Genomic DNA, 22,888 nt, shown 5'->3' on the forward strand with positions numbered 1-22,888 from the left:
TGATGTTTAATAATGTTTCGAAAAAACCAAAAATCATAGATCTACGGATTTCAATATCCAAGTTTTCTGGATATTTCTTCTGCCTTTTCTTTGAGTACATCGGAGTATTCTTCTATTTTTTCCTCTGTGAACTTTCGTGCAACCCCGGAAATACTCACTCCAGCCACCGGATATCCGTTGTGATCAAATATAGGAACTCCCACACACATGATACCTATTTCGTTTTCTTCGTTGTCTACGGCGTATCCTCGCTTTCTAATTTTTTCAAGCTCTCTCTTCAGTACTCTGGGATTCGTGATGGTGTTTGGGGTTTTTGGTTTTAGTTCCACAATTTTCAGGTATTCCTTCAATTCTTTTTCGGGAACGAAGGCGAGAATGGATTTACCAGAGGCTGTGGAGTAAAGGTCGACTTTCATACCAAGTCTTGAGACCATAGGAATGCTCTGCTCACCCTCCACCTTGTCTATGTAAACTCCCTCGAAGCCATCTTTCAAAATCAGGTGTACTGTTTCCCCCGTTCTTTTCATGATATCCACGAGATGGTCGTGAGCTATATCCCTAATGTTGAAGCGCCTCAGAACGAATGAACCGTACTCTATCAATTTGTACCCCGGTACGTATCTCTTGTCTTTTTTTCTGAGAACAAACCCTTTCTCTTCGAGAACGATCATGTATTTGTATGCGTTTGAAACGCTCATATTGAACTTTTCGGCTATTTCAGAAACACTTACATCGCCAGGATTCTTTACGATGAAATCCAGTATTTCAAAGGCTTTTTTGAGGGTATTCAAATTATCTGCCTCCCTGATTTTCTTCTTTGTCTACAATCAATTATAATAATACCATGAAGATTTTCTTTTTGAGAAAACCATTTTCAAATGGAGGTGGATGTATGTTTCTTGGAGAGGATTACCTTCTGACAAACAGAGCAGCTGTGCGATTGTTCAATGAGGTCAAGGATCTTCCCATTGTGGATCCACACAACCATCTAGATGCGAAAGACATCGTTGAAAACAAACCCTGGGACGATATCTGGGAAGTAGAGGGTGCGACAGATCATTATGTGTGGGAACTCATGAGACGCTGTGGTGTTTCGGAAGAGTACATAACTGGATCGAAAAGTAACAAAGAAAAATGGCTTGCCCTCGCAAAGGTGTTTCCAAGATTTGTGGGAAATCCAACCTACGAGTGGATACACCTTGATCTCTGGAGAAGGTTCAACATAAAGAAGGTAATTTCAGAAGAGACGGCAGAAGAGATATGGGAAGAAACGAAAAAGAAGCTTCCTGAGATGACACCTCAGAAACTTCTCAGAGACATGAAAGTGGAGATCCTTTGCACGACAGATGATCCTGTTTCCACTCTGGAATATCACAGGAAGGCAAAAGAAGTGGTGGAAGGTGTTACCATCCTTCCCACCTGGAGGCCGGACAGAGCAATGAACGTGGACAAAGAGGGATGGAGAGAGTACGTGGAGAAGATGGGGGAGCGTTACGGTGAAGATACCTCCACGCTGGAGGGTTTCCTGAGTGCGCTCTGGAAATCCCACGAACATTTCAAAGAGCATGGTTGTGTGGCGAGTGACCATGCTCTCCTGGAGCCATCCGTATACTATGTGGACGAAAACAGAGCAAGGGCAGTTCATGAAAAAGCCTTCAGTGGGGAGAAACTCACTCAGGATGAAATAAACGATTACAAGGCTTTCATGATGATTCAGTTTGGGAAAATGAACCAGGAAACGAACTGGGTGACACAGCTTCACATCGGTGCTTTGAGGGACTACAGAGACAGTCTTTTCAAAACACTCGGACCGGACTCAGGAGGAGATATTTCGACGAACTTTCTGAGAATTGCAGAAGGGCTGAGGTACTTTCTGAACGAGTTCGACGGAAAGCTCAAGATCGTTCTCTATGTACTCGATCCCACGCATCTTCCAACGATAGCCACCATTGCACGTGCTTTCCCGAATGTTTATGTCGGTGCTCCATGGTGGTTCAACGACAGTCCATTCGGTATGGAGATGCACCTGAAATACCTCGCTTCAGTCGATCTTCTGTACAACCTTGCGGGAATGGTCACAGATTCCAGAAAACTTCTCTCCTTCGGTTCCAGAACAGAGATGTTCAGGAGGGTTCTTTCGAATGTGGTGGGAGAGATGGTTGAAAAAGGGCAGATTCCTATTAAGGAAGCAAGAGAACTCGTGAAGCAAGTTAGTTACGATGGCCCGAAAGCTCTCTTCTTTGGATGAGGGGGGAATTATGAAAAAAATTTTCAATTACGTTTTGGCCTATCTCTTCCTTTCGGTGACGAGTGCTCTTGGATTTTACGTGATATTCATGGAAGGTAGAAGATTCTTCTTCACCTTGCTTGGACTCACAAGTGCTCGTTTACAAACCATAAACGCTGTGGACAAATTCGTTGTGATAGTTTTGGGCATCGCGTTCCTTGGATTTTTCATATTCAGTGAGAGTTACTTCAGGAAAAAAGTGGAAAGTAGTATGAAGGATCTTCTAAGGGCGGTTCTCACAGTTTCAGGAATCCTCATGTTTGTTTGGGCAGGGTTTCAGGCTCCATTTTTCTTCTCGGTCGGTTATAAGTTGGGATTACCGGAAATCATCATCTACCTCCTGAAGCTCATCGGTGGATCTCTTCTTATTTTCGTTTCCTCCAGATATTTGAAAAATGAGTATCTACACAGTGTATGAAGAATAAACCCCCGCACGAGCGGGGGTTTTAATTTCACAGGATTCCGGCTCACTGGGCAGGGTCATACACAACAGAAATGGTGGCGCCGTTACCCAACCAGCCCTGTTCTGTACCGTCTTCGAAATCAGTTTTCAAAACAACTTTGCCACTCTCATCCTTGATCACAAAGTCGTCGAAGTAGAAGACAATACCGGAGGTCTGAGGTTCGATGTAGATGTCCGAGGGATTTCCATTAGAGGAGTTCAACGTGTAGGTTGCTTCAATCGTCACCCATGTTGCGGGTGGAACTTCACTTCCATAGAATATGGATTCGTATTGATCTTTTGTTGTCTTCAACGTGAGATTGAACTTCACAGATGTGGCTTCTTCGTGGTAGATCCTGACGCTGTAGGTGTAGGTTGCATCTGCGTTGATGTAGTTCTCAATATCGTAGAACCACGCCGTTTTCCAGCCTTGATCACCCGTTTCTACCTTTAGAACCTTGTTCAATGCTCCTTCCGTACCAGGTGCAGAGACACATCCTGAAAGGATGATCAGAAAAGCGAAGACTCCCAGCACACTCAACAAAAACCACTTTTTCATGATCTATCTACCCCCCTTCGAGATGATGATCAAAAAGGAGGGGGAGCACCCCCTCACTTGATGAGTCTGAGGTTACCGAACTTTGAAGGATCTTGCCAGCTGTTGTTTGTGGGATCGCTCCAGGAGATGATACCGACCCTCTGCCCTTTCTCGTTCGCATCGTTCACCTGGATGTTAAATCCTATCACCGTGTTCGGTGTTGGCTTGATCGTCTTCCACTTGATCGCTGCCTCAACTATGTATCCTCCTTCGATCAGCTTCACCGCCGTCACAAACCTTGCAGCACTCCCTCCCGTTCCAAACGTCTGCTCGTTCATGTAGTTCACCCTGAACTGCGCGTCGTCGTCTTCGTAGTATCCTGTCTTGTGGTTGTCCTCATCCACGAAGATCTCCACGGAATCCTGCTCCCACGGGTTGCTGTTGTCTTTGTTCAGAACGGGATCTTTCACGATCGCAAGTACGTACAGGTAGTTCTCGTCCCACAGCACCCTCACTTTCGCTGTCGCGTTCTTGTCAAGCGATCCCATAGCCACCGCTTTCGTCTCTATCTCCTCTGTCGTGTTCCAGATCTCATCGATCTCTCCATCGATGACCGGTGTTCCGTATTTTGCTGTCGCTACCATTATTCCTTCGAGCTTCAGCGTTCCGTAGTTCATCGTGTTCGTCTTCTGGCTGTTCGTCGTGTCACTCCAGCTGTACCACTTCCCGTCGTCTATCACCGCAACGTCAAATCCTATGTAGCTGTCTTTCTTGAACTCCACACCTGGTATCGTGATCGACATCTCGAAGCTGTATCTTCTAAAGCCAGGCCCAACGAATTTCTTCACCTGTACGTCTTCTCTGTTGACCTCCGTCTTCCAGTTCGTCCACAGCACAACGTAGGTGTCATCAGGCTGCAGATAGGGTGTTCTTTCGTTGTTCGGGTTGATGAATATGGCCACTCCGTCTTCTGCTGGTTTCTTCGTCTTGTCCTGCACCTCTCCGTAGATGTAGATCGTACTGTCTTTCCACACTGCCCTGATCGTTGCCTTCACGTTCCCTTCTTCGTCAAGGATCTCTATCGGCTTCGACATCAGGTACGAGTCGTCCATCATCCCCACTACCACTGCTTCGCCTTCGGAGATCCTGCTTTCTTTTGGAAGTGGTGGAAGGACCTCAGGTGCCACTATCGCCCAGTAAGCGAGTTTCGCCTGGTGATCTTTGTCGAAGATGAGCGGCCAGTCGTTTCTTCTTGTTGCTCTCCAGGAGTAATCGTCCTTGAGACCCCAGAATGTGACGTTCGTGATCACGTTGCTGTACTTCTTGAAGATCTCAAAGAGCTGCATCATTTTGTGAGCCTGTTCGATGAGTGCCGTCCTCGGTGCCTCTGGGTAGTTGGAACTGGAATCTCTGTAGACACTCATATCGAGTTCTGTGATGTGAATTTCTATACCGGGTATGGTGCTGAACTTTTTGATGGCCTCTTCGATCTGTTTGATGTCTGTTGCAAGACTGATGTGACACTGCATCCCTATCCCATCGATGAGTCCCTTCTCTTTGAGATCTTTCACGAGGTTGTAGATGATGTCTCTCTTTCTGGGCTCGAATGTGTTGTAGTCGTTGTAGAAGAGTTTTGCATCTGGATCTGCTTCTCTTGCGAACTTGAAGGCGAGTTCTATGTAGTCAGGCCCCATGATCTGGTACCAGGTGGATCTTCTCAGTCCATCCGGCTGGTTCGGATCAACTGCTTCGTTCACCACGTCCCATGCGTAGACTTTTCCTTTGAAGTGTCCGACAACGGTGTAGATGTACTCTTTGAGTCTTTCCGTCATCGCTTCTTTGGAGAGGAGGTTCCCGTTTTCATCTTTGAAGAACCAGTCGGGTGTCTGGCTGTGCCACACAAGAGTGTGACCTCTTATGACCATGCCGTTTTCTTCAACGAACTGAACGTATTTGTCTGCCGTTTCAAACCTGAACTTCAACTTACCGTTTTCGATGCCTGCGAGCAGGCTCTCTGGTTTCATCTCGTTTTCTGCGGTGATGCTGTTGAAGTGTTTCGTGATGAGTTCTATGTCCTTCGGGTTGAGGAAGACCTTGGACGGCAGTGCAACTCCGACTCTGAAGTAATCTTTCAGTACTTCTTTCAGAGCGGGTATCTCTTTTTCAGGTTCCATTTCAATCTTTATCTCTGCGGAAGTTGTATCCACTATCTTCACGTCATCCACGTAGAACTCAAGGGTTGGATTTTGAGATTCGAAGTAAAGCGTGAGATCTTCCACGGTAACTCCGGCCGGGATCGTGTACGTTCCAGAGAGCTGTACCCACTGACCAGATGGTACAGTAGCTGATTTTATCCACTCATACTGTGTGTTCGCGTCGGATGAGTACTTTCTCTGCATCGTCATGATGATCGTTTGATCTTGACCGGAGTTCTGATAGACCCAGGCTTCAAAGGCGTAAGTTTTTCCTGTTTTCAGAATTCCTTTCAGGTTGATCTGGGCACCCTGCCAGCCCTTCTGTCTGTTGGAGATAAAGAGTGAACTCTTACCTGAATGTGCTACTTCAGATGAGACTTCGATGTTCACGTCTCCTCTGGGTTGCCAGTCTCCAACACCGCTTTCAAAGGATGTTTCATAGATGGCCTTTGGGCCCGATTCTTTTGGAACGAGTACCTGAACCTTGTCAAGGTAGAAATTGAAATTCGTGTTTTTAGACGCTACGATGATGAGAGAGTATTTTGCGGGTGTGCCTTCGAACGTGGGTGAGAACGGTACTAAGATCTCTTTCCAGTGATCTGATACGACAACCTTGTCGAGTATGACGTCGTACCTCTCTCCCTTCTCATCTTCTGTTCTCGCGACTACGTTGAACAATTGTGGAGCACCGGAAGACTGATAGACCTGGAAGGAAAGAAGGTAATCTGCTCCGGATTTCACCTTTCCGGTCAGGTCGATTTCTACCCCATCCCATGGGGAGGCTCTGTTCTCGACCTTTAGAGAGTACGCGCCATCTGCTGCTACATCCTTCGAAGCTGTGAGAACAACGCCTTTTCCAAATGGGACCACACCTTCTGTTGTTTCTTCAAAACTCAAAGCAAGAACTGTTTCGAGAGAAGAATCTCCCTTAGAAGAGGTTTCTTTCCCGAAACTCAGAACACCCGATGCTGCCAGTACGACACCGAGAAAACCCGCTAAAATCCCCACCAGTACGGCGGTTGAAACATCCAGAAGACCCCGTCTCTTCCTGACTCGCATAGATCCACACACCTCCCTGCATAAAATTAACCAACCTTCTTTTGGGAAATTATATCATCCTAAAGTTATTTTTTGTAAAGAAAAATTGACCTTCTTCGATAAGAAATTATACTATTATTGTGAAAGGAACTTTCAAATTAGAAAAACGAAAATATTCTGCAATAATTTCTACTATTCGCAGTTAATGTGGTGTAATCACCGTTAATGGCACTTGATTTCTTTTGATGTGATAGTGTAGAATTCATTCCAAGAAGAAACGATGCAACTTGTTATTGTAACTTCTGATTTTGAAAACAATTTTCGAGGAGGTGTACTGTGTGCTCGCTTATATAGCAAAACGAGTTCTCTACGCCATTCCTTTGTTGTTCGTTATCTCTATTGTCTCTTTCATCATCATCGAACTTCCTCCAGGAGACTATCTCACCACATATGTTATGACGCTCAGGCAGAGTGGAGAGACCATCGATCAGGCGGCTCTGGAAGTTCTGAAGAAAAGGTATGGTCTGGACAAACCAGTGATAGTCCGATACTTTTACTGGATCGGCAACATCATTACGAAAGGTGACTTCGGATACTCTTTCATGTGGGAAAAACCTGTCAGTGATTTGTTGAATCAGAGGGTCTGGTGGACAATACTGATATCCGTTCTTTCAACGGCTTTCGCGTGGGTTTTCGGATTTTTAATAGGTGTTTATTCTGGAACGCATCAGTATTCTATCGGTGATTATGTTTTTACCGTGCTTGGTTATATAGGACTCGCTACACCTAACTTCCTCCTCGCTCTGATTCTTTTGTGGTTCATGTTTGTAACGACCGGTGTTAGTTTAGGTGGACTATTTTCTCCGGAATATGCCGGTGCTCCCTGGTCGTGGGCCAAATTTGTTGATCTCTTGAAGCACATCTGGATTCCAGTAGTTGTCCTGGGAACGGGAAGCATGGCCGGTCTCATAAGGGTTTTGAGAGCGAATCTCCTCGATGAAATAAACAAGCCTTATGTGGTTGCAGCGAGAGCAAGAGGAGTACCTGAGAGAGAACTCGTCTGGAAGTACCCGTTGAGAGTTGCCGTCATTCCTTTTGCTTCCACTGCTGGGTGGGCACTTCCTCAGATAGTCTCAGGTGCAGTTGTGACGGGTATCGTTTTGAACCTTCCCACGGTTGGTACGCTTCTTCTTGACGCACTCACTTCCCAGGATATGTACCTCGCAGGGAGTCTCGTTTTGATACTGAGTGTCTTCACGATCATAGGAACTCTCATATCCGACATCTTACTTGCCTGGCTCGATCCCAGAATAAGATTTGAATGAGGTGATAGGTGTGTGGAAGAGGAAGAAGATGGACAAAACAGAAGAACTGTATCTTGCTTCAGAATGGAAGTTGATGTGGTGGAGGTTCAAGAAAAACAAACTCGCAGTTATTGGAATGGTGATTCTCGGAATACTCTACGTTCTTGGTATTTTCTGCGAATTTTTCTCACCGTACGATCCAAACAGGATCTTTGCAAGGTACGTATACGCTCCTCCACAGAAGATTCACTTCTTCCACGAAGGAAAATTCATAGGTCCCTTTGTTTATGGATACAAGATGGAAAGAGATCCGGAGACGTTCAGAAGAATCTATAAGGAAGATAAGACGAAGATATATAAAATAAAGCTCTTTGTTCACGGTGACAAATACAAACTCTGGAACACGTGGGAATCCGACGTTCATTTCTTTGGAGTAGAAGAAGGTACTATCTTCCTTTTTGGAACTGACAGACTCGGAAGAGATGTCTTTTCCAGAATTCTTTACGGTGCCAGGATCTCCACCACAATAGGGTTGGTGGGAGTCTTTCTCAGCATGGTTCTTGGGATCATCATAGGGGGCATATCCGGATACTACGGAGGAAAAATCGATAACTTCATTCAGAGAACTATAGAGTTTCTGATTAGTATTCCAACCATTCCTCTCTGGATGGCACTGGCTGCGGCGCTTCCAAGGTACTGGTCACAGATAAAGGTGTACTTTGCCATCACCGTGATCCTTTCATTGATAGGCTGGACAGGGCTTGCGAGAGTCGTGAGAAGTAAATTTCTCTCGCTCAAAGATGAAGACTTTGTTGTAGCTGCAAGGCTTGCTGGAGCTTCGGAATGGAGAATCATTTTCAAACACATGCTTCCATCTCTGACGAGTCACCTTATAGCTTCTGCCACACTTTCGATACCCGGGATGATACTCGGTGAGACTGGGCTCAGCTTTCTGGGACTGGGACTCAGACCACCAGCAATCAGCTGGGGTGTTCTTCTACAGGAAGCACAGAACATAAGAACTGTCGCTCTCTATCCATGGCTTCTGATACCTGGTCTCTTTGTGATCATCACTGTCCTTTGCTTCAACTTCGTCGGTGATGGTCTGAGAGACGCCGCCGACCCATACAAGACATGAAGGGAGGAGAGTCATGGAAAAGGTTCTCGAAATAAGAGATTTAAAAGTTTATTTTGATCTCACTGAAGGAACAGTAAAAGCGGTTGATGGGGTTTCGTTCGATATTCGAAGGGGAGAAATACTGGGTCTCGTTGGTGAAAGTGGTTGTGGCAAGAGTGTCACGGCACAGTCCATACTGAGGATCCTTCCAAAAAGCGCTCGAATAGTTAATGGAGAGATTGTGTTTCACAGAAATGGGAAAACGTTAGATCTCACGAGACTCGATCCTGAAGGTGAAGAAATAAGGGATATAAGAGGGAAGGATATATCGATGATTTTTCAGGAACCGATGGCCTCTTTTTCTCCTGTGTACACAGTTGGTGCGCAGATGGTAGAAGCGATATTACTTCACGAGAACATTTCAAAGGAAGAAGCACGAAAGCGCGTTGTAGAGATGCTCAAAAAGGTGAAGATTCCGAACGCCGAGAAGGTAGTGGATATGTATCCTTTTGAACTCTCCGGTGGAATGCTTCAAAGATGTATGATCGCAATGGCTATGTCTCTGAATCCCACGTTGCTTTTAGCGGATGAACCCACGACTGCTCTGGACGTGACTATACAGGCACAAATTCTTTATCTAATGAAGGAACTTCAAAAGGAGTACCATTCTTCGATCCTTCTGATCACGCACGATATGGGAGTCGTGGCCCAGATGGCAGACAGAGTAGCTGTGATGTACCTCGGAAACATTGTGGAGACAGCGGAGGTCTTCGAACTCTTCAAGAATCCGCTCCATCCTTACACACAGGCTCTGCTGAGATCCATTCCGAAGATTGGAATAAGGAAAACGAGACTCGAGACCATAAAGGGCATGGTACCGGATCCGTACAATCTTCCAACAGGTTGCAGGTTCCACAACAGATGTGAGAAATTCATGAAAGGATTGTGTGATGTGAAAGAACCTCCCGAGGTAGAGGTAAAACCCGGCCACAAAGTAAAGTGCTTCCTTTATGGAGGGGAAAAAGAATGAAACTACTCGAAGTGAAGGGACTGAAAAAGTACTTCCCGCTGACAAAGGGTTTTTTCAAGAAGGTGGTAGGTTACGTCAGAGCAGTGGATGATATCAGTTTCGATATAAAACAGGGTGAAACTCTCGCACTGGTGGGAGAGAGTGGGTGTGGAAAAACAACGACAGCCAAGAGTATCCTCAGAGCGATAGATCCCACAGATGGAGATGTTATTCTTCATCTGGATGGAAAAGACGTGAACATAGCAAAGCTCTCCAGAGATGAACTGAAACCCTACAGAAGGTATATGCAGATGATCTTTCAGAATCCTTATACCTCTCTCAACCCAAGAATGAAGGTCAAAGAGATCGTTGGTGAACCACTTCTGGTGAACGGTATAGCGAAGGGAAAAGAACTGGAAGATCGAGTGGCAGAACTTCTGAAAGCAGTCGGATTGAGACCAGAGTACATGATAAGGTATCCGCATGCCTTCTCAGGTGGACAGAGGCAGAGAATCGTTATAGCAAGGGCAATCGCCCTGAGACCGAAACTGGTGGTGTGTGATGAACCGACATCTGCACTGGATGTTTCCATAAGGGCACAGATACTCAACCTTTTAATGGATCTTCAGGAAGAATTTGCCCTCACCTATCTCTTTATCACACACGACCTGAGCGTTGTGGAACACATATCCGATAGAGTTGCGGTGATGTACTTAGGAAAGATTGTGGAACTTTCCAGCACCGAGGAGATATTCGAAAATCCAAAGCATCCATACACGGAGACGCTTTTGAGGTCCGTTCCAAAGCCTGATCCGGATCTGAGGGAAGAACTCGTTCCAATAGAAGGAGAGGTTCCAAACCCGGCAAACCCACCATCAGGATGTTACTTCTACCCAAGATGTCCTTATGCAAAAAGTATCTGTAAGGAAGAGTATCCTGAGTTCAGAAATCTTGGAACGGAAGACAATCCACATTACGTGGCCTGTCATTTCGCCGAAAGTTTGAAATTGAGAGGTGTGAAAATCACTTTGTGAGGGGGTGTTAGTTGTGAGAAGGTTGCTTGTTTTGCTGTCGCTTGTGTTCATGGTTGTTTTAGCTCTTGCTGCCAACGACACATGGGTCTTCTACGCAACACCGGAAGAGTACTACAAGGCTACAGGAAAGAAGATTACCGAGTACCATGAATCACCGATGCTGACCAAACTCGTCGAAGAAGGAAAGCTTCCACCCGTCGAACAGAGACTTCCGGAGGAACCGCTCGTGGTTCAGCCTGTTGAAAAAGTTGGACAGTTCGGTGGTACCTGGAGAAGGGTCTGGAAAGGGCCTTCTGACAGGTGGGGTATTTCCAAACTCATCGAAGTGAAACTCGCGTTCTGGGACAAAGAGGGTGGAAAACTCGTTCCGGGGCTTGCGAAGAGCTGGGAAGTTCTGGAGAACGGAAGGGTATACATCTTCCATCTGAGAAAGGGTGTGAAGTGGTCCGATGGAGTACCGTACACGGCCCACGATATCGTGTTCTGGGTTAACGACATCGTAGGAAACGACGATATCACACCTTCGAAACCTGACTGGTACAACATTGGTGTGAAAGTCGAGGCACTCGATGATTACACGGTGAAGTTCGAATTCAGCAAGCCTTATGGATTGTTCCTTCTGAAAGTTCCATACGGTGGATTTACCGGAGCACCAGCACACTATCTGAAACAGTTCCATCCAAAGTACACACCGATGGAAGAAATAGAGAAGAAGATGGTGGAAGGTGTGCACAACACCTGGGTGGACCTCTTCAACGATAAAAACGACTTCCTTGAAAACACCGAGCTTCCAACACTATCACCGTGGAAGCCTATCACCGATCCAACAGAACAGTTCTACATACTCGAGAGAAACCCGTACTTCTGGGCGGTTGATATCGAAGGGAATCAGCTTCCATACATCGATTACGTGAGGCACGAATACGTCAAGAACGACGAAGTCATACTCCTGAAAGCGATCTCCGGTGAAATCGATATGCAGTGGAGACATATCGGAGGACTGGGAGCGGGAGCAGGAAACTTCACACTGCTCATGGAGAACGCCCAGAGTGGAGGATACAGGGTGCTGAAATGGATCGCTGCGAACGGTTCTGCCAGCAGAATCTCATTGAACTACGCTCACTCCGACGAGGTGCTGAGGAAGGTCTTCAACGATGTGAGGTTCAGGCAGGCTCTCTCACTCGCTATCAACAGGGAAGAAATCAACGAGATTCTCTTCAACGGTCTCGCTGAGCCAAGGCAGGCATCTCTCGTGAGTGGATCCCCATACTTCGATCCCGAGTGGGAAAAAGCTTACGCAGAGTACGATCCAGACAGAGCGAACAAGCTTCTCGATGAGATGGGGCTGAAGTGGGATGACAAGCACGAATACAGACTCTTACCAGATGGCAGACCACTCCGATTCACCATCACTGTGACTGGACAGTTTCATGTTGACGTCTGGACGATGGTGAAGGAATACTGGAGACAGATAGGGGTCTGGGTGGAGATCGAGAACGTTGAAAGGTCTCTCTTCTACGAAAGAGCCGATGCCGGTGACTTCGATGCGATGGTGTGGAACATGGATAGGGCTGCTCAACCACTCTCTTCACCGATGGTCATCTTCCCGGGTTCCGAGGACATAGCAGACTTCTGGTACATGGGATGGAGTGACTGGATCTCGTACTACATCGACAAGAACATAAGAGGCGTGGAACCCGAAGAAGTACCCGAAGGGCCTGAACCACCAGAGGTCGTCTACAGACTTGTCGATCTGTACTACCAGATAGCCTCCACGCCGGATCCTGATAAAATCAAAGAGCTCATGGCAGAAGCAACGAAGATCCATAGAGAAAATCTCTGGATGATAGGAACCGTCGGAGAAGACCTTTCGCCTGCCATAGCGAAGAACAACTTCAGAAACGTACCAGAATTTCTCGTAACGGACGATGTGTTGAGAACTCCTCTGAATGCCATGCCGATGCAGTTCTTCATCGAACAGAAATGAATCGAAGCCCCCGGCAATCGCCGGGGGTTTTCAAAACTTTCAGGGAGGGAAATGCTGTGGACTACAGGATGTGCTGGCTGGAGTACAGAGGTTTACCAGCTGATGCCGCCGGAAAACTCAAAGACTGGTTTTCAAGTGTTTCCATTCTGGAACCCGGTTCTTCAGTTTTGAAAGACGAGATCAGAAGATTTTCTGAAAGATCGATTGGCATCACTCCCAGATTTTATTCCAGACCATTGAAGAAAGAAAAATACATCATGGTGGGACGTTTGGAATCCCTTCCCATCAAGCTTGATGAGAATCTTGGTGAGGAAGGTTTCATGCTGAGAACGCTCGAGTGGAACGGTTCGAAAATCCTGCTTGTAACTGGCGAAACAAAGAAGGCGCTTGTTTACGGGATTTTTGATTTGATGAAGAGAATAAGACTTGGTGAAGATATCGAGAAAATGAATGTCCTGGAGAAGCCGAAAGCGAAATTTCGTATGCTTAACCACTGGGACAACCTCGATGGAACGATCGAGAGAGGATACGCAGGGAACTCCATTTTTTTCAAAGACAACAGAATTATCATAAATCAGAGAACGCAAGACTACGCCAGACTCTTAGCCTCAATAGGTATAAACGGTGTTGTTATAAACAACGTGAACGTCAAAAAGCGAGAAGTTTACCTGATAGACTCTATCTACCTTAAAAGATTGAAAAAGTTGGCTGATATCTTCAGAGAGTATGGAATTAAGATCTATCTAAGTATAAACTTCGCTTCTCCTGTTTATCTGGGAGGGCTGGATACGGCCGATCCCCTCGACGAAAGAGTGGCGCGCTGGTGGAGAGAAAAAGCGAGGGAAATATACGATTATATTCCAGATTTTGGAGGGTTTCTTGTCAAAGCCGATTCTGAGTTCAATCCTGGACCGCACATGTTTGGAAGAACGCACGCAGAAGGCGCAAACATGCTTGCAAGGGCACTGGCACCGTTCGGTGGGGTAGTAATATGGAGAGCTTTCGTTTACAACTGTCTCCAAGACTGGAGAGATTACAAAACGGACAGAGCAAAGGCGGCTTATGACAATTTCAAACCTCTCGATGGGCAGTTCGATGACAACGTGATCATTCAAATAAAGTATGGTCCTATGGATTTTCAGGTGAGAGAACCCGTCAATCCGCTTTTCGGAGGAATGGAGAGGACAAATCAAATTCTTGAGCTTCAAATCACGCAGGAATACACAGGTCAGCAGATTCATCTGTGTTTTTTAGGAACCCTCTGGAAGGAGATACTGGAATTCGATACATTTGCGAAGGGTGAGGGTTCTTACGTGAAGAGAATCGTGGATGGAACTCTCTTTGACCGTGAAAACAACGGTTTTGCCGGAGTATCAAACGTTGGTGACAGTGTGAACTGGACGGGCCACGATCTCGCTCAGGCGAATTTATACGCGTTCGGAAGACTTGCGTGGAATCCCGATGAAGAAATCGAAAGGATAGTTGAAGAATGGATAAAACTCACTTTCGGCGATGACGAGAAGGTTCTGGAAAATGTTTCATACATGTTGATGAAATCCCACAAAACCTATGAAAAATACACCACTCCGTTCGGGTTGGGATGGATGGTGAATCCTGGTCACCACTACGGTCCAAATCCGGAGGGATACGAATATTCGAAATGGGGTACTTACCACAGAGCCAACTGGGAAGCGATCGGTGTCGATAGAACTTCCAGAGGCACTGGTTACACCCTTCAATACCATTCACCGTGGAAAGAGATATACGATGATATCAACACGTGTCCCGAGGATCTTCTTCTTTTCTTCCACAGGGTACGATACGATCATCGTTTGAAATCCGGAAAGACACTCCTTCAGACGATGTACGATCTCCACTTTGAAGGGGTGGAGGAAGTAGAAGAATTCATAAAGAAATGGGAGGAACTGAAAGACAGGGTATCACCAGATATTTTTGAGAGAGTGAAAGAGCGTCTTCATATGCAACTCGAACACGCGAAGGAGTGGCGTGATGTAATCAACACATACTTTTACAGGAGAACGGGTATCCCTGATGAGAAGGGAAGAAAGATATATCCGTGATCAGATTGCTCCTCCTTCTTCTTGATATATGACCTCCCATTCGAAATTGTCTATGTAGAAGTCGAGTGTGGCGGGTTCCGAAGCACAAACACCGAGTAGATATCTTTCGACATTGTCAAGATCAGGGACGGTCGTGGTACCTTCCACGGTCGTCCATTCGTTTTTCTCCAAAAGAGCCGTGGCTATCGGTGTGAGTGAGGTGCTGTCGCTGGTTTCTTCATAGATGTTCATAGTGACAGTCGCCTGGTCTTCTCTGGTTTGAAGTATGTCGATATAAAACTTAACGATGTCTCCTTTGAAAGCTTTTCCTTCAAGGAGCTTCTTTAGATCGAACCACACGCTGATGAAACCAGTGACATCTGTTGAAGAAGGAGAAACGTAGAGAACCGTTCCGTGTTGATCGGATTCGGGCAAACTGTTGTCCACAACAGTAGTAATTGTTGATTCTGGAGATTCTTCTTCGACAACGTTCTCAAACAATGTCTCCTCTGAAAACTCTCCAGTACCTGGTGGGGTTTGGAAAGTCGTGGTCAACATGCATCCCGCGAGAATAAAACTGAACAGAATAGCAGAAATCAAAAGAACTTTCATTGCGATCCCCCCTTCTTTAAAATCACCTCGTTTTCCAGTATTCTGAAAAGAATATATGAAAGCCCCTCGAGGATTATATTTCTTCTTTTGTAAAGATCTTCGTGATCGGCGTCGAAAACGAGTGCATTTCCTCCGTATGAGGCACTTTTGCATGGTACCATACCATCCGTTTCTTCAAAATCGTCTTTCATTGTGGAAACACTACTTGCGAGAAGTTTCAGGCCGATCAATCCCAGAGTGTCCCACGCAGATGTTGTCATTATGTTCAGTAGAATTCCTGGAATACTTTCTACACTATCGAGGGAAATAGTTCCGACCAGGTTCACAAACGGAACATTTGAAAAATCCAGTGGTTTTCTTTGCCAGAGAAGATATCTGTATCCTGGAGCGTACGTTGCACTGAAACCCGCGTAGGATATCAGAAGAGCCGCTCTGAGATTTTCTGCGGTCTTTTTGTCTATGAGAAACTCCTCTTCGTATCGATCTGGATCGGTGAACAGAACGTTGGCAAGTGGACTTCCTAAGTGAGGCGTTCCCGCGAAGATTATCCCTTTCACGTTTCCAGGGTGCTTAGCAGCGATATGCTCTGCTATTATTCCTCCCATGCTGTGTGCGAATATGATGATGTTCTCCATATCTTTTGTGAGATCGATGAATCTTTCGGCTGACTTTTCCGGATCTGCAAGAAGAGTTGGGTAGATAAACAGATAGACGTTTATTCTCAGTCTTTCTCCTATTTCCTCGAACACCTTCTCAATCTCTTTCTTGTACTCGGTCATCTCGCCTGTGTATTCCCTCGGATCCATTCCGTGTATCACTACGAGATTGAGAGAAGAACCTTCTTTGTGTATTTCAGCGAGTTTTTCCTCTGGTTTTTGCCATTTTATCACTTTTCCAATGACGGTGGCGTTGGTTTCAAGGAGAGGAGGATTGTACGGATCAACGGTTCCATCGTACACCATCCTGAATATACACCAGTCCCCAGCGTAGTACTCCACCACATCGTAGAGTGTGGGTGTAGATTCCAGAATGATGTTGAAGCCAAACATTGATACACCAAGAAGGACGATCGCAACCAGAAAGAACCTCATTCTGATCTCATCCTTTTCTTGAATATCATGAAAAGTGCCACCAATCCCGTTAGAAAGAGGGTGTAGTGTCCCGCTGACAGGGTGATTCTTTCTTCTCCAAGAATGGGTCTCAAAAACCCTGTCAGGTACTCAAGAAGACTCATTCCAGCGAAAAACAAAACAATGATACTTCCAACGAACATGTGTGCATGGTACTTTTCTTTAGAGATCTCGAATTGTCCAGCAAGAAAAACAAGCGAGACGACTCCCAGGAAGATGCCGAACAGAAGATCGATCTTCATGTAAAGGATACCAGAAATCAGGGTTAATATGAACATCAAAATGTTCATATTAGCATCACCACCAGTTTTCCAACATAGAATACGATCAGGGATAGCACATACGCAATTGAAAGGGAATATCCAATTGAGAAAAGGGTCCACTTCAAACTTCCCGTTTCAGAATATATGGTTGCGATAGTTGCGAAACACGGTATGTACGCCATGACGAAAATGAGAAACGCTATGGCAGACACAGGGTCCATTTCCGCAGACAGAGCTTCCTTTGCTCCCAGGAATGTTTCTTCCTCGAATCCATAGAGCATCGACATAGTCGAGACAACAACTTCCTTCGCTACGGCCCCGTAGAAGAGCGATGTCACTATCTTCCAGGAGTATCCAAAAGGCTTGAAGATCCACTCCAAGGATTTTCCTATCATCGCGGAGAAGCTGTTCTCAATGTCCCCGGCTGCTGGGAAATAACTCAAAACCCAGATAAGAATGGCAGAAACGAATATGATCGTTCCGGCTTTTTTCAGAAAGTGCTTTCCTCTGTTCCAGGTGTAGATGTACAGATTCTTGAGTGTGGGCATTCTGTACCTCGGCAGTTCCAGAATGAGTGGTGAAGTCCTTCCCCTGTAGAACAGCCAGTTTATGACAACCGATGAAAGGAGGGTTATCAGAATACTCAGAGAGTAGATTATAAAGAGCATGGCAGCGGAGGACTCAGGGAAGAAGATTCTCAGAATGAGAAGGTACACTGGAAGTCTTGCGCTGCAGCTGATAAAGGGAGTGATGAGGATGGTCACGAGCCTTTCTCTTGGATCATCTATGGCACGGGTGGCCATGATAGAAGGTACATTACATCCGAATCCGAGTATGAGGGACATGAACGCTCTACCGCTCAGTTTGAATTTTTCCATGATTCTGTCCATCACGAACGCGGCTCTGGGGAGATAACCGCTTTCTTCCAGAAAACCGAGTGCGAGGAACATGGCGAAGATGTTTGGTGTGAACACCAGAACACTTCCCACTCCACCAATGATTCCATCGGATATCAGCGATGTGAAAGCGTTCTCTCCGAAAGTGTTGACAACAGCGGATCCCAACTGGGAAAAGAGCAGATCCAGCAAGTCCGAAAAGACCTGCGCGATGTCGAATGTGAACTTGAAAACGAGATACATGAGGGCAAAGAACAGCGGAAACGAAAGAAACTTGTGGGTCAGGACATGATCTATGGCTTCGGATAGAGAGAGAGATTTCGACCCTGCATCTGCAAAGGCTTCTTTAACAACGTTTTCAACGTATTCTCTCTTTCTTTTCGCTATGAGAAGGCGATAACCGATCCTTTCTTCTTCGCTCAGCTCTGGAAGACCAAGCTTCACGCCCTCTGAGTAAAATTCCGGGTCCCCCGAGAGGTATTTCAAAGCGAAATACCTCGGGTTGATTCTCAACTTTTTATCTCTGAGAAAATTTTCTACCTTCTTTATCTCAGATTCTACTTTTTCTCCGTAATCCAGAATCATTCTGTGAAGAATCGTGTTTTTTTGTGCGTACTCCACAATCTTTTCTTTGAGTTCCTCCAGACCCTCTCCAGTAACAGAAGAGGTGAAAACCACGGGGATTCCCAGATGTTTCTGAAGTTCATAACGATCGATTTTCATTCCCGTCTTTTTCGCTTCGTCTATGGCTGTCATGGCAAGGATAACTTTTTTTTCCATTTCTAGTATTTCAAGAAGTAGATACAGACTCTGCTCTGGATTGACAGAGTCCGCGACGAGTATCACAAGATCAGCGTCACCTTTCAGTAAATAGTCACGGGCTATCTTTTCGTCTATCGAGGAATATCCGAGCGAGTAAGTTCCAGGAAGGTCTATCAGATTGATGGTGTACCCTTTGTATGTGAAGACACCTTCCTTTTTCTCAACCGTCACGCCGGGCCAGTTGGCGACGTACTGTTTCGTGCCGGTCAGGGCATTGAAAAGACTGGTCTTTCCAACGTTTGGGCATCCCGCAAGAGCGACTTTCACGATTTTTTGAGAAATCTCACTTCTGCGGGTGAGACTCTTCACCGGCATCGCTGACCCTCCTCACCCATATCTTGGTTGCTTCGCCGTATCCTAAATCTATTTCCCTTCCTTCTATGTAGTATCTCCTTCCTGAAACCTGTATTTTCTTACCTGATTCGATTCCAAGGTTCTTCATTCTAAAAAGAAATCTCCTTCCACCATTTAGTTTGGTTATCTCGTAAGTTCCATCGTCTGCAAGGATCAAAGGCAATTCTCCTCCCACGACTTCCACTTCTATGAGATCCGCTTCTCTTTTTCTCAATGTGATGTTCCTATTCCCAATCTTGCAAACGATGGGATCTCCCAGGGGAGCGACTTGAACGATTTCTATTTCTTCACCTGGAACGAATCCCATTCCCACGAGTTTTTCATGCAGTTCTCCGGAAACTTCGAGTCTTTTTATTCTTGCGGGAACTCCTGGTACGAGTCTTGAAAGTTTCACGGCTCTGCCCCCTTTTTTGAGAATGATTCTCAAAAAATTCAGATTAATTGTATCATCATCACATGGATGCTTTCAATATATACATTTCTAATATATTGTCTATACGAGTCTTCTGACAAGCTTTATGGCATCCTGAGGGCAGACTTCATGGCAGACGTAGCATCTTATGCACTTCTGGTAGTCGATTCTCTGAGAGGAGATATCTATGGCCGAGGCGGGGCATCGTTCCTCGCAGAGCCGACACTTCACGCACTTTCTGGTGTCGATCTTTGGATACTTCACAAAGAACCTTGAAAAGGTTCTGGATAGTCTATCGAGGGTGGAGACGGTGGAAGGAAGTTGTATAGAAGCGTGGAACGTTCCCACAATTTCATAATCAGGAACTACTCTTCTTTTTCGAGCATGCTGAACCGTGTAAACAACATGATCTATTCCTAAAGCTTTGCAGACAGCGTCGTCGAGAGCAAAAGCATTTTTCGAAACAGCCACAAGGCCAAAATGTTTCTTTTTACCGTTTGTGGGTCCGTTTCCTTCCATACCCTCCACACCGTCGAGAATCGTGAGAACTGGAGACACGATTCGATGAATGTCTATCAACAGATTCGCGAAATCGTCGTAATTCTTTGCCCTCATGTGCCAGGAAGATTTTTCGAGACCCACCACACATCCGAAGGTGTTTTTCACTCCGAGTGTCATAACCATTTGGGAGTGGGTCTTCAATTTTGGAAGATTAACCACCTTGTCTGCTTCAAGAACCTTCCTGGAAATTTTTATCTTCTGAAACACTTCTCCGCTGACTTCCACAGGATCATCCAAAGGAACACATGGAACGCCCAGTCTTTCACAAACATCCTCAACACCTGTGACAGAAAAACAGCCTCGCAAGCCCTTCCGCTTCAGGGGAACGGGTAAGAGGCTTGCTTGTTGGTCATGTTCGTGTTATGATTGGGTGTTGTCGCTATCGATCCAACCGGATCATGTGCATCTTTTTGTTTCTGCGCCTCCTCGGTTAGCTCCGGCACAAATAGTCAACCTGTTCAAAGGGGTGTCTTCAAAAAAGCTTCTCGAAAAATTCCCGCACCTGAGAACAAGAGAAGGATTGTGGAGCAGAACATACTATGTGGGCTCAGTGGGCACCGTTTCAGAAGAAACCATCAGGAGGTACATTGAAGAGTGTCAAGATATGTGATCAGAACCTACAAAGTCCCTGTGCCGGTGGAATTGTATCCTTTGTGTTCCGAGCTGAACAGGATCGCCGCTCGGATCTACAACAAAACCATGTCGCTGGTCAAAAAGATCAAAAACAAGAAAGGTTTTTGGCTCTCACCGAACACAGCGCAAAAATACATCCTTCGCTGGTCGAGCGCTATCGATATCCACACTCACTCCAAACAAGCCATGGTCCAGCTGTACTTTCAGGCACTCAATAGCTACTTTGTTGCAGTCAAAACAAATCCACATGCAAAACCGCCATACAAGAGGAAAAATTTTCTGCCGTTCATTTGGAAAAATCAAGCCATCAAGCTTTTGCCAGATGGGAAGGTCAAGCTCTCGATGGGACGCAATCGAGAGCCATTTGTAATCCCCACAACGTTGCCAGCCGGTACAACAATCAGGCAAGCCAAGTTGGTTTACGAAGCCGGTCGGTATTATCTTCACCTTGCGATAGAGGTGAAGAGTGAGCACAAGAGAGGCCAGAGCCAGAAAGTTATGTCCGTAGACGTCGGAATACTCCGCCCGATAACCTGTTTCGATGGTTCTGAGGTGATTTCATATCACGGTGGTGTTCTCAACAGCATACTCAGATACCGAAACAAAAGACTAGCAGATATCCAGGGGGCTTTGAGTCGATGCCAAAAGGGCTCACGAAGGTATAAAAAACTGTCGAGAGCCAAAAGAAGGGTGCTGTACAAGACGAGAAACCAAATCAACGACGTGCTCCACAAAATCACGAGCCACTTCATCGGTTTATGCGTGCAAAAGAACATAAGCACCATTGTCGTCGGAGACATTACGAACATAAGAGAACGCACAAACGGCAACGATAATTTCAATCAAAAACTGCACCAATGGGCCTTCAGAAAGCTCATGAGCCAGATAGAATACAAAGCGCAAATATTCGGCATCGAGGTTGTGCGCATTTCTGAAGCGCATACAAGCAAAACGTGTCCTGTATGCGGCACTCAAAACAGGCCGTCTGGACGAAATTACAAGTGCGCCGGCTGCGGTTTTGAGTATCACAGGGACGGAGTTGGAGCAATCAACATTTGGAAAAGGTATCTTGGGACGAAGTCCCAAGTAGTAGCGGGCTTGGCACCCGCCAGAGGTGTGAGGTTTAACCCGCACCTCTGTGGCTATGGAGCGATTAGCGCTCCATGGAAGGCAGCCTAAGAGCTGCCAAGAATCCCATCCCCTTCAGGGGATTGGGAGTGTCAAAAGAACCTTATCGGATGGTGAAAACAGGTGAGAAAAGTACTTGTCAAGGAGTTCTCTGAGCCTTGTGCTGGCTTCCTCGTAGTTGGAGACGTTCAGGAACCAGACCTTTTCCAGATGACATCCCTCCCGTCTTTTATGGTCTCGATACCGGATGGGATATTGAGCTTTCCTTCTTTTAGTATTTCGATTATGAGATCTTTTGGGAGAGCCGTTTCGATCCATATTTCGGAGATATCGACGATTTTTAACTCACGGACCGCTATTTTCTGAAGTGCTTTTTCTATTCCTTTCACGTATTTTTCCTTGTCCATCCACATCACCCCAAAACAAAAAGGGGGCATATGCCCCCTTCGTTTCTATGGATTTCATCAGAAGTTGATTTCAAAGTTTCCTCCAACGGGGATTGCGATCACGTTGTTTTTCTCGTAGATTCTCATTTCAACACCTGCACCGAGTCCAACTACGAGTCCTTCAAAGTCTCTTGTGTAGCTGGCACCAACACCAAAGACCCAACCGAATTTACCAAAATCGAACTTGGCCATAGGCCAGCTGGGTCCACCGAATCCCCTTATGACAACTCTGGATTCTCTGTCGAGTTCAATGGAGTATTTGAAAACAGCAAACAGATCGAGTGCGTTCTGACTCGGAGTAGCATCAACAGAGAAAAGAGGAGTAGCATCAGTACCAAGAAGATAAGCAAAACCAAGCCCAAGACCCAGCTCCATATTTTCTGCTACCGGATATGTGAGATCGAGACCAAAATCCAAGTAATTAGCGGCCGTAGCATCGGAAGTTGTAGATGTCGCAGAAACAACAAAATTATAATTCCCAAAAACGCTGACCTTCAGATCCTCCAGCGAGAAAGCGAAAGCTCCCACTGCCACTACCGCGAGAAGAATCACAAGAAGCTTTTTCATGAAAACTCCCTCCCTGTAATGAAATTTTCCGTGTTCAATTATAACACACAGAA

Annotated in this window: 21 protein-coding genes; 10 read left to right on the forward strand and 11 right to left on the reverse strand. The window is 45.9% G+C overall.

Annotated features, from left to right (window positions below; translation table 11 throughout):
• Nucleotides 1-50 precede the first annotated feature (50 nt).
• Nucleotides 51-791 carry an IclR family transcriptional regulator gene (locus tag CELL2_RS04385; protein WP_011943443.1) on the reverse strand — a complete coding sequence of 247 codons (741 nt, stop codon included), beginning with the start codon at nucleotides 789-791 and terminating at the stop codon, nucleotides 51-53.
• 101 nt (nucleotides 792-892) lie between these two features.
• Here CELL2_RS04385 and uxaC point away from each other — a divergent pair, with 101 nt between their 5' ends.
• Nucleotides 893-2,248 (forward strand): glucuronate isomerase, encoded by a 1,356-nt coding sequence (gene uxaC / locus CELL2_RS04390; RefSeq protein ID WP_038033238.1) that lies wholly within the window; start codon nucleotides 893-895, stop codon nucleotides 2,246-2,248.
• Nucleotides 2,249-2,258: 10 nt separating this feature from the next.
• On the forward strand, nucleotides 2,259-2,705 hold the full coding sequence (locus tag CELL2_RS04395; RefSeq protein WP_038033239.1) for a hypothetical protein: 447 nt from the start codon (nucleotides 2,259-2,261) through the stop codon (nucleotides 2,703-2,705).
• 49 nt (nucleotides 2,706-2,754) lie between these two features.
• Here CELL2_RS04395 and CELL2_RS04400 read toward each other — a convergent pair whose 3' ends face one another.
• Both CELL2_RS04400 and xynA read right to left on the reverse strand, forming a co-directional pair.
• On the reverse strand, nucleotides 2,755-3,288 hold the full coding sequence (locus CELL2_RS04400) for a carbohydrate binding domain-containing protein (protein ID WP_011943446.1): 534 nt from the start codon (nucleotides 3,286-3,288) through the stop codon (nucleotides 2,755-2,757).
• A gap of 53 nt (nucleotides 3,289-3,341) precedes the next feature.
• Nucleotides 3,342-6,521: an endo-1,4-beta-xylanase XynA gene (gene xynA, locus CELL2_RS04405; RefSeq protein WP_038033240.1), complete on the reverse strand. Its 3,180-nt coding sequence runs from the start codon at nucleotides 6,519-6,521 to the stop codon at nucleotides 3,342-3,344.
• A 317-nt stretch (nucleotides 6,522-6,838) separates the two neighbouring features.
• Here xynA and CELL2_RS04410 point away from each other — a divergent pair, with 317 nt between their 5' ends.
• From CELL2_RS04410 to aguA, 6 genes are read left to right on the forward strand one after another with little or no spacing between them, the layout of a single operon-like run.
• Nucleotides 6,839-7,825 carry an ABC transporter permease gene (locus CELL2_RS04410; RefSeq protein ID WP_004082548.1) on the forward strand — a complete coding sequence of 329 codons (987 nt, stop codon included), beginning with the start codon at nucleotides 6,839-6,841 and terminating at the stop codon, nucleotides 7,823-7,825.
• A 28-nt stretch (nucleotides 7,826-7,853) separates the two neighbouring features.
• Entirely contained in the window at nucleotides 7,854-8,942 is a 1,089-nt protein-coding gene (locus tag CELL2_RS04415) for an ABC transporter permease (protein WP_012896099.1), read from the forward strand.
• A gap of 13 nt (nucleotides 8,943-8,955) precedes the next feature.
• Entirely contained in the window at nucleotides 8,956-9,951 is a 996-nt protein-coding gene (locus tag CELL2_RS04420) for an ABC transporter ATP-binding protein (RefSeq protein ID WP_012310803.1), read from the forward strand.
• Nucleotides 9,948-10,964: an ABC transporter ATP-binding protein gene (locus tag CELL2_RS04425; protein ID WP_038033241.1), complete on the forward strand. Its 1,017-nt coding sequence runs from the start codon at nucleotides 9,948-9,950 to the stop codon at nucleotides 10,962-10,964. The genes CELL2_RS04420 and CELL2_RS04425 overlap by 4 nt, the downstream gene beginning before the upstream one ends.
• Nucleotides 10,965-10,977: 13 nt before the next feature.
• Nucleotides 10,978-12,951 carry an ABC transporter substrate-binding protein gene (locus CELL2_RS04430; protein WP_038033242.1) on the forward strand — a complete coding sequence of 658 codons (1,974 nt, stop codon included), beginning with the start codon at nucleotides 10,978-10,980 and terminating at the stop codon, nucleotides 12,949-12,951.
• 56 nt (nucleotides 12,952-13,007) lie between these two features.
• On the forward strand, nucleotides 13,008-15,032 hold the full coding sequence (aguA, locus tag CELL2_RS04435) for a xylan alpha-(1->2)-glucuronosidase (protein WP_038033243.1): 2,025 nt from the start codon (nucleotides 13,008-13,010) through the stop codon (nucleotides 15,030-15,032).
• On the opposite strand, the gene CELL2_RS04440 is transcribed toward aguA, so the two are convergent.
• The 6 genes from CELL2_RS04440 to CELL2_RS04465 all read right to left on the reverse strand — a co-directional run bounded on the left by CELL2_RS04440 (nucleotide 15,033) and on the right by CELL2_RS04465 (nucleotide 20,367).
• The gene (locus CELL2_RS04440; RefSeq protein WP_038033244.1) at nucleotides 15,033-15,623 is read right to left on the reverse strand and encodes a hypothetical protein; all 591 of its coding nucleotides are present in this window, start codon (nucleotides 15,621-15,623) and stop codon (nucleotides 15,033-15,035) included.
• Nucleotides 15,620-16,714, reverse strand: a complete 1,095-nt coding sequence (locus CELL2_RS04445; protein ID WP_012310808.1) for an alpha/beta fold hydrolase — start codon at nucleotides 16,712-16,714, stop codon at nucleotides 15,620-15,622. Before CELL2_RS04445 ends, CELL2_RS04440 begins: the two co-directional genes overlap by 4 nt.
• On the reverse strand, nucleotides 16,711-17,043 hold the full coding sequence (locus tag CELL2_RS04450; RefSeq protein ID WP_004082537.1) for a hypothetical protein: 333 nt from the start codon (nucleotides 17,041-17,043) through the stop codon (nucleotides 16,711-16,713). Before CELL2_RS04450 ends, CELL2_RS04445 begins: the two co-directional genes overlap by 4 nt.
• Nucleotides 17,040-19,049, reverse strand: coding sequence for a ferrous iron transport protein B (feoB, locus tag CELL2_RS04455; protein ID WP_004082534.1), 2,010 nt, complete (start codon nucleotides 19,047-19,049; stop codon nucleotides 17,040-17,042). The genes CELL2_RS04450 and feoB overlap by 4 nt, the downstream gene beginning before the upstream one ends.
• Nucleotides 19,018-19,482, reverse strand: a complete 465-nt coding sequence (locus CELL2_RS04460; RefSeq protein ID WP_004082532.1) for a ferrous iron transport protein A — start codon at nucleotides 19,480-19,482, stop codon at nucleotides 19,018-19,020. Before CELL2_RS04460 ends, feoB begins: the two co-directional genes overlap by 32 nt.
• A gap of 99 nt (nucleotides 19,483-19,581) precedes the next feature.
• A complete protein-coding gene (locus tag CELL2_RS04465) occupies nucleotides 19,582-20,367 on the reverse strand; it encodes a DUF362 domain-containing protein (RefSeq protein WP_010865039.1) in 786 nt (261 codons plus the stop codon).
• A gap of 94 nt (nucleotides 20,368-20,461) precedes the next feature.
• Here CELL2_RS04465 and tnpA point away from each other — a divergent pair, with 94 nt between their 5' ends.
• Together tnpA and CELL2_RS04475 are read left to right on the forward strand one after the other, a co-directional pair.
• On the forward strand, nucleotides 20,462-20,671 hold the full coding sequence (gene tnpA / locus CELL2_RS04470) for an IS200/IS605 family transposase (protein WP_233417792.1): 210 nt from the start codon (nucleotides 20,462-20,464) through the stop codon (nucleotides 20,669-20,671).
• A complete protein-coding gene (locus CELL2_RS04475) occupies nucleotides 20,656-21,873 on the forward strand; it encodes an RNA-guided endonuclease TnpB family protein (protein WP_039446211.1) in 1,218 nt (405 codons plus the stop codon). The genes tnpA and CELL2_RS04475 overlap by 16 nt, the downstream gene beginning before the upstream one ends.
• A 137-nt stretch (nucleotides 21,874-22,010) precedes the next feature.
• Here the strand turns inward: CELL2_RS04475 and CELL2_RS04480 are convergent, their stop codons facing one another.
• On the reverse strand, nucleotides 22,011-22,229 hold the full coding sequence (locus tag CELL2_RS04480; RefSeq protein WP_004082515.1) for a hypothetical protein: 219 nt from the start codon (nucleotides 22,227-22,229) through the stop codon (nucleotides 22,011-22,013).
• Between the two features lie 57 nt (nucleotides 22,230-22,286).
• Nucleotides 22,287-22,835 carry an outer membrane beta-barrel protein gene (locus CELL2_RS04485; protein WP_004082513.1) on the reverse strand — a complete coding sequence of 183 codons (549 nt, stop codon included), beginning with the start codon at nucleotides 22,833-22,835 and terminating at the stop codon, nucleotides 22,287-22,289.
• Nucleotides 22,836-22,888 lie beyond the last annotated feature (53 nt).

The sequence above is a fragment of the Thermotoga sp. Cell2 genome, assembly GCF_000789375.1.
GTDB lineage: Bacteria > Thermotogota > Thermotogae > Thermotogales > Thermotogaceae > Thermotoga > Thermotoga petrophila.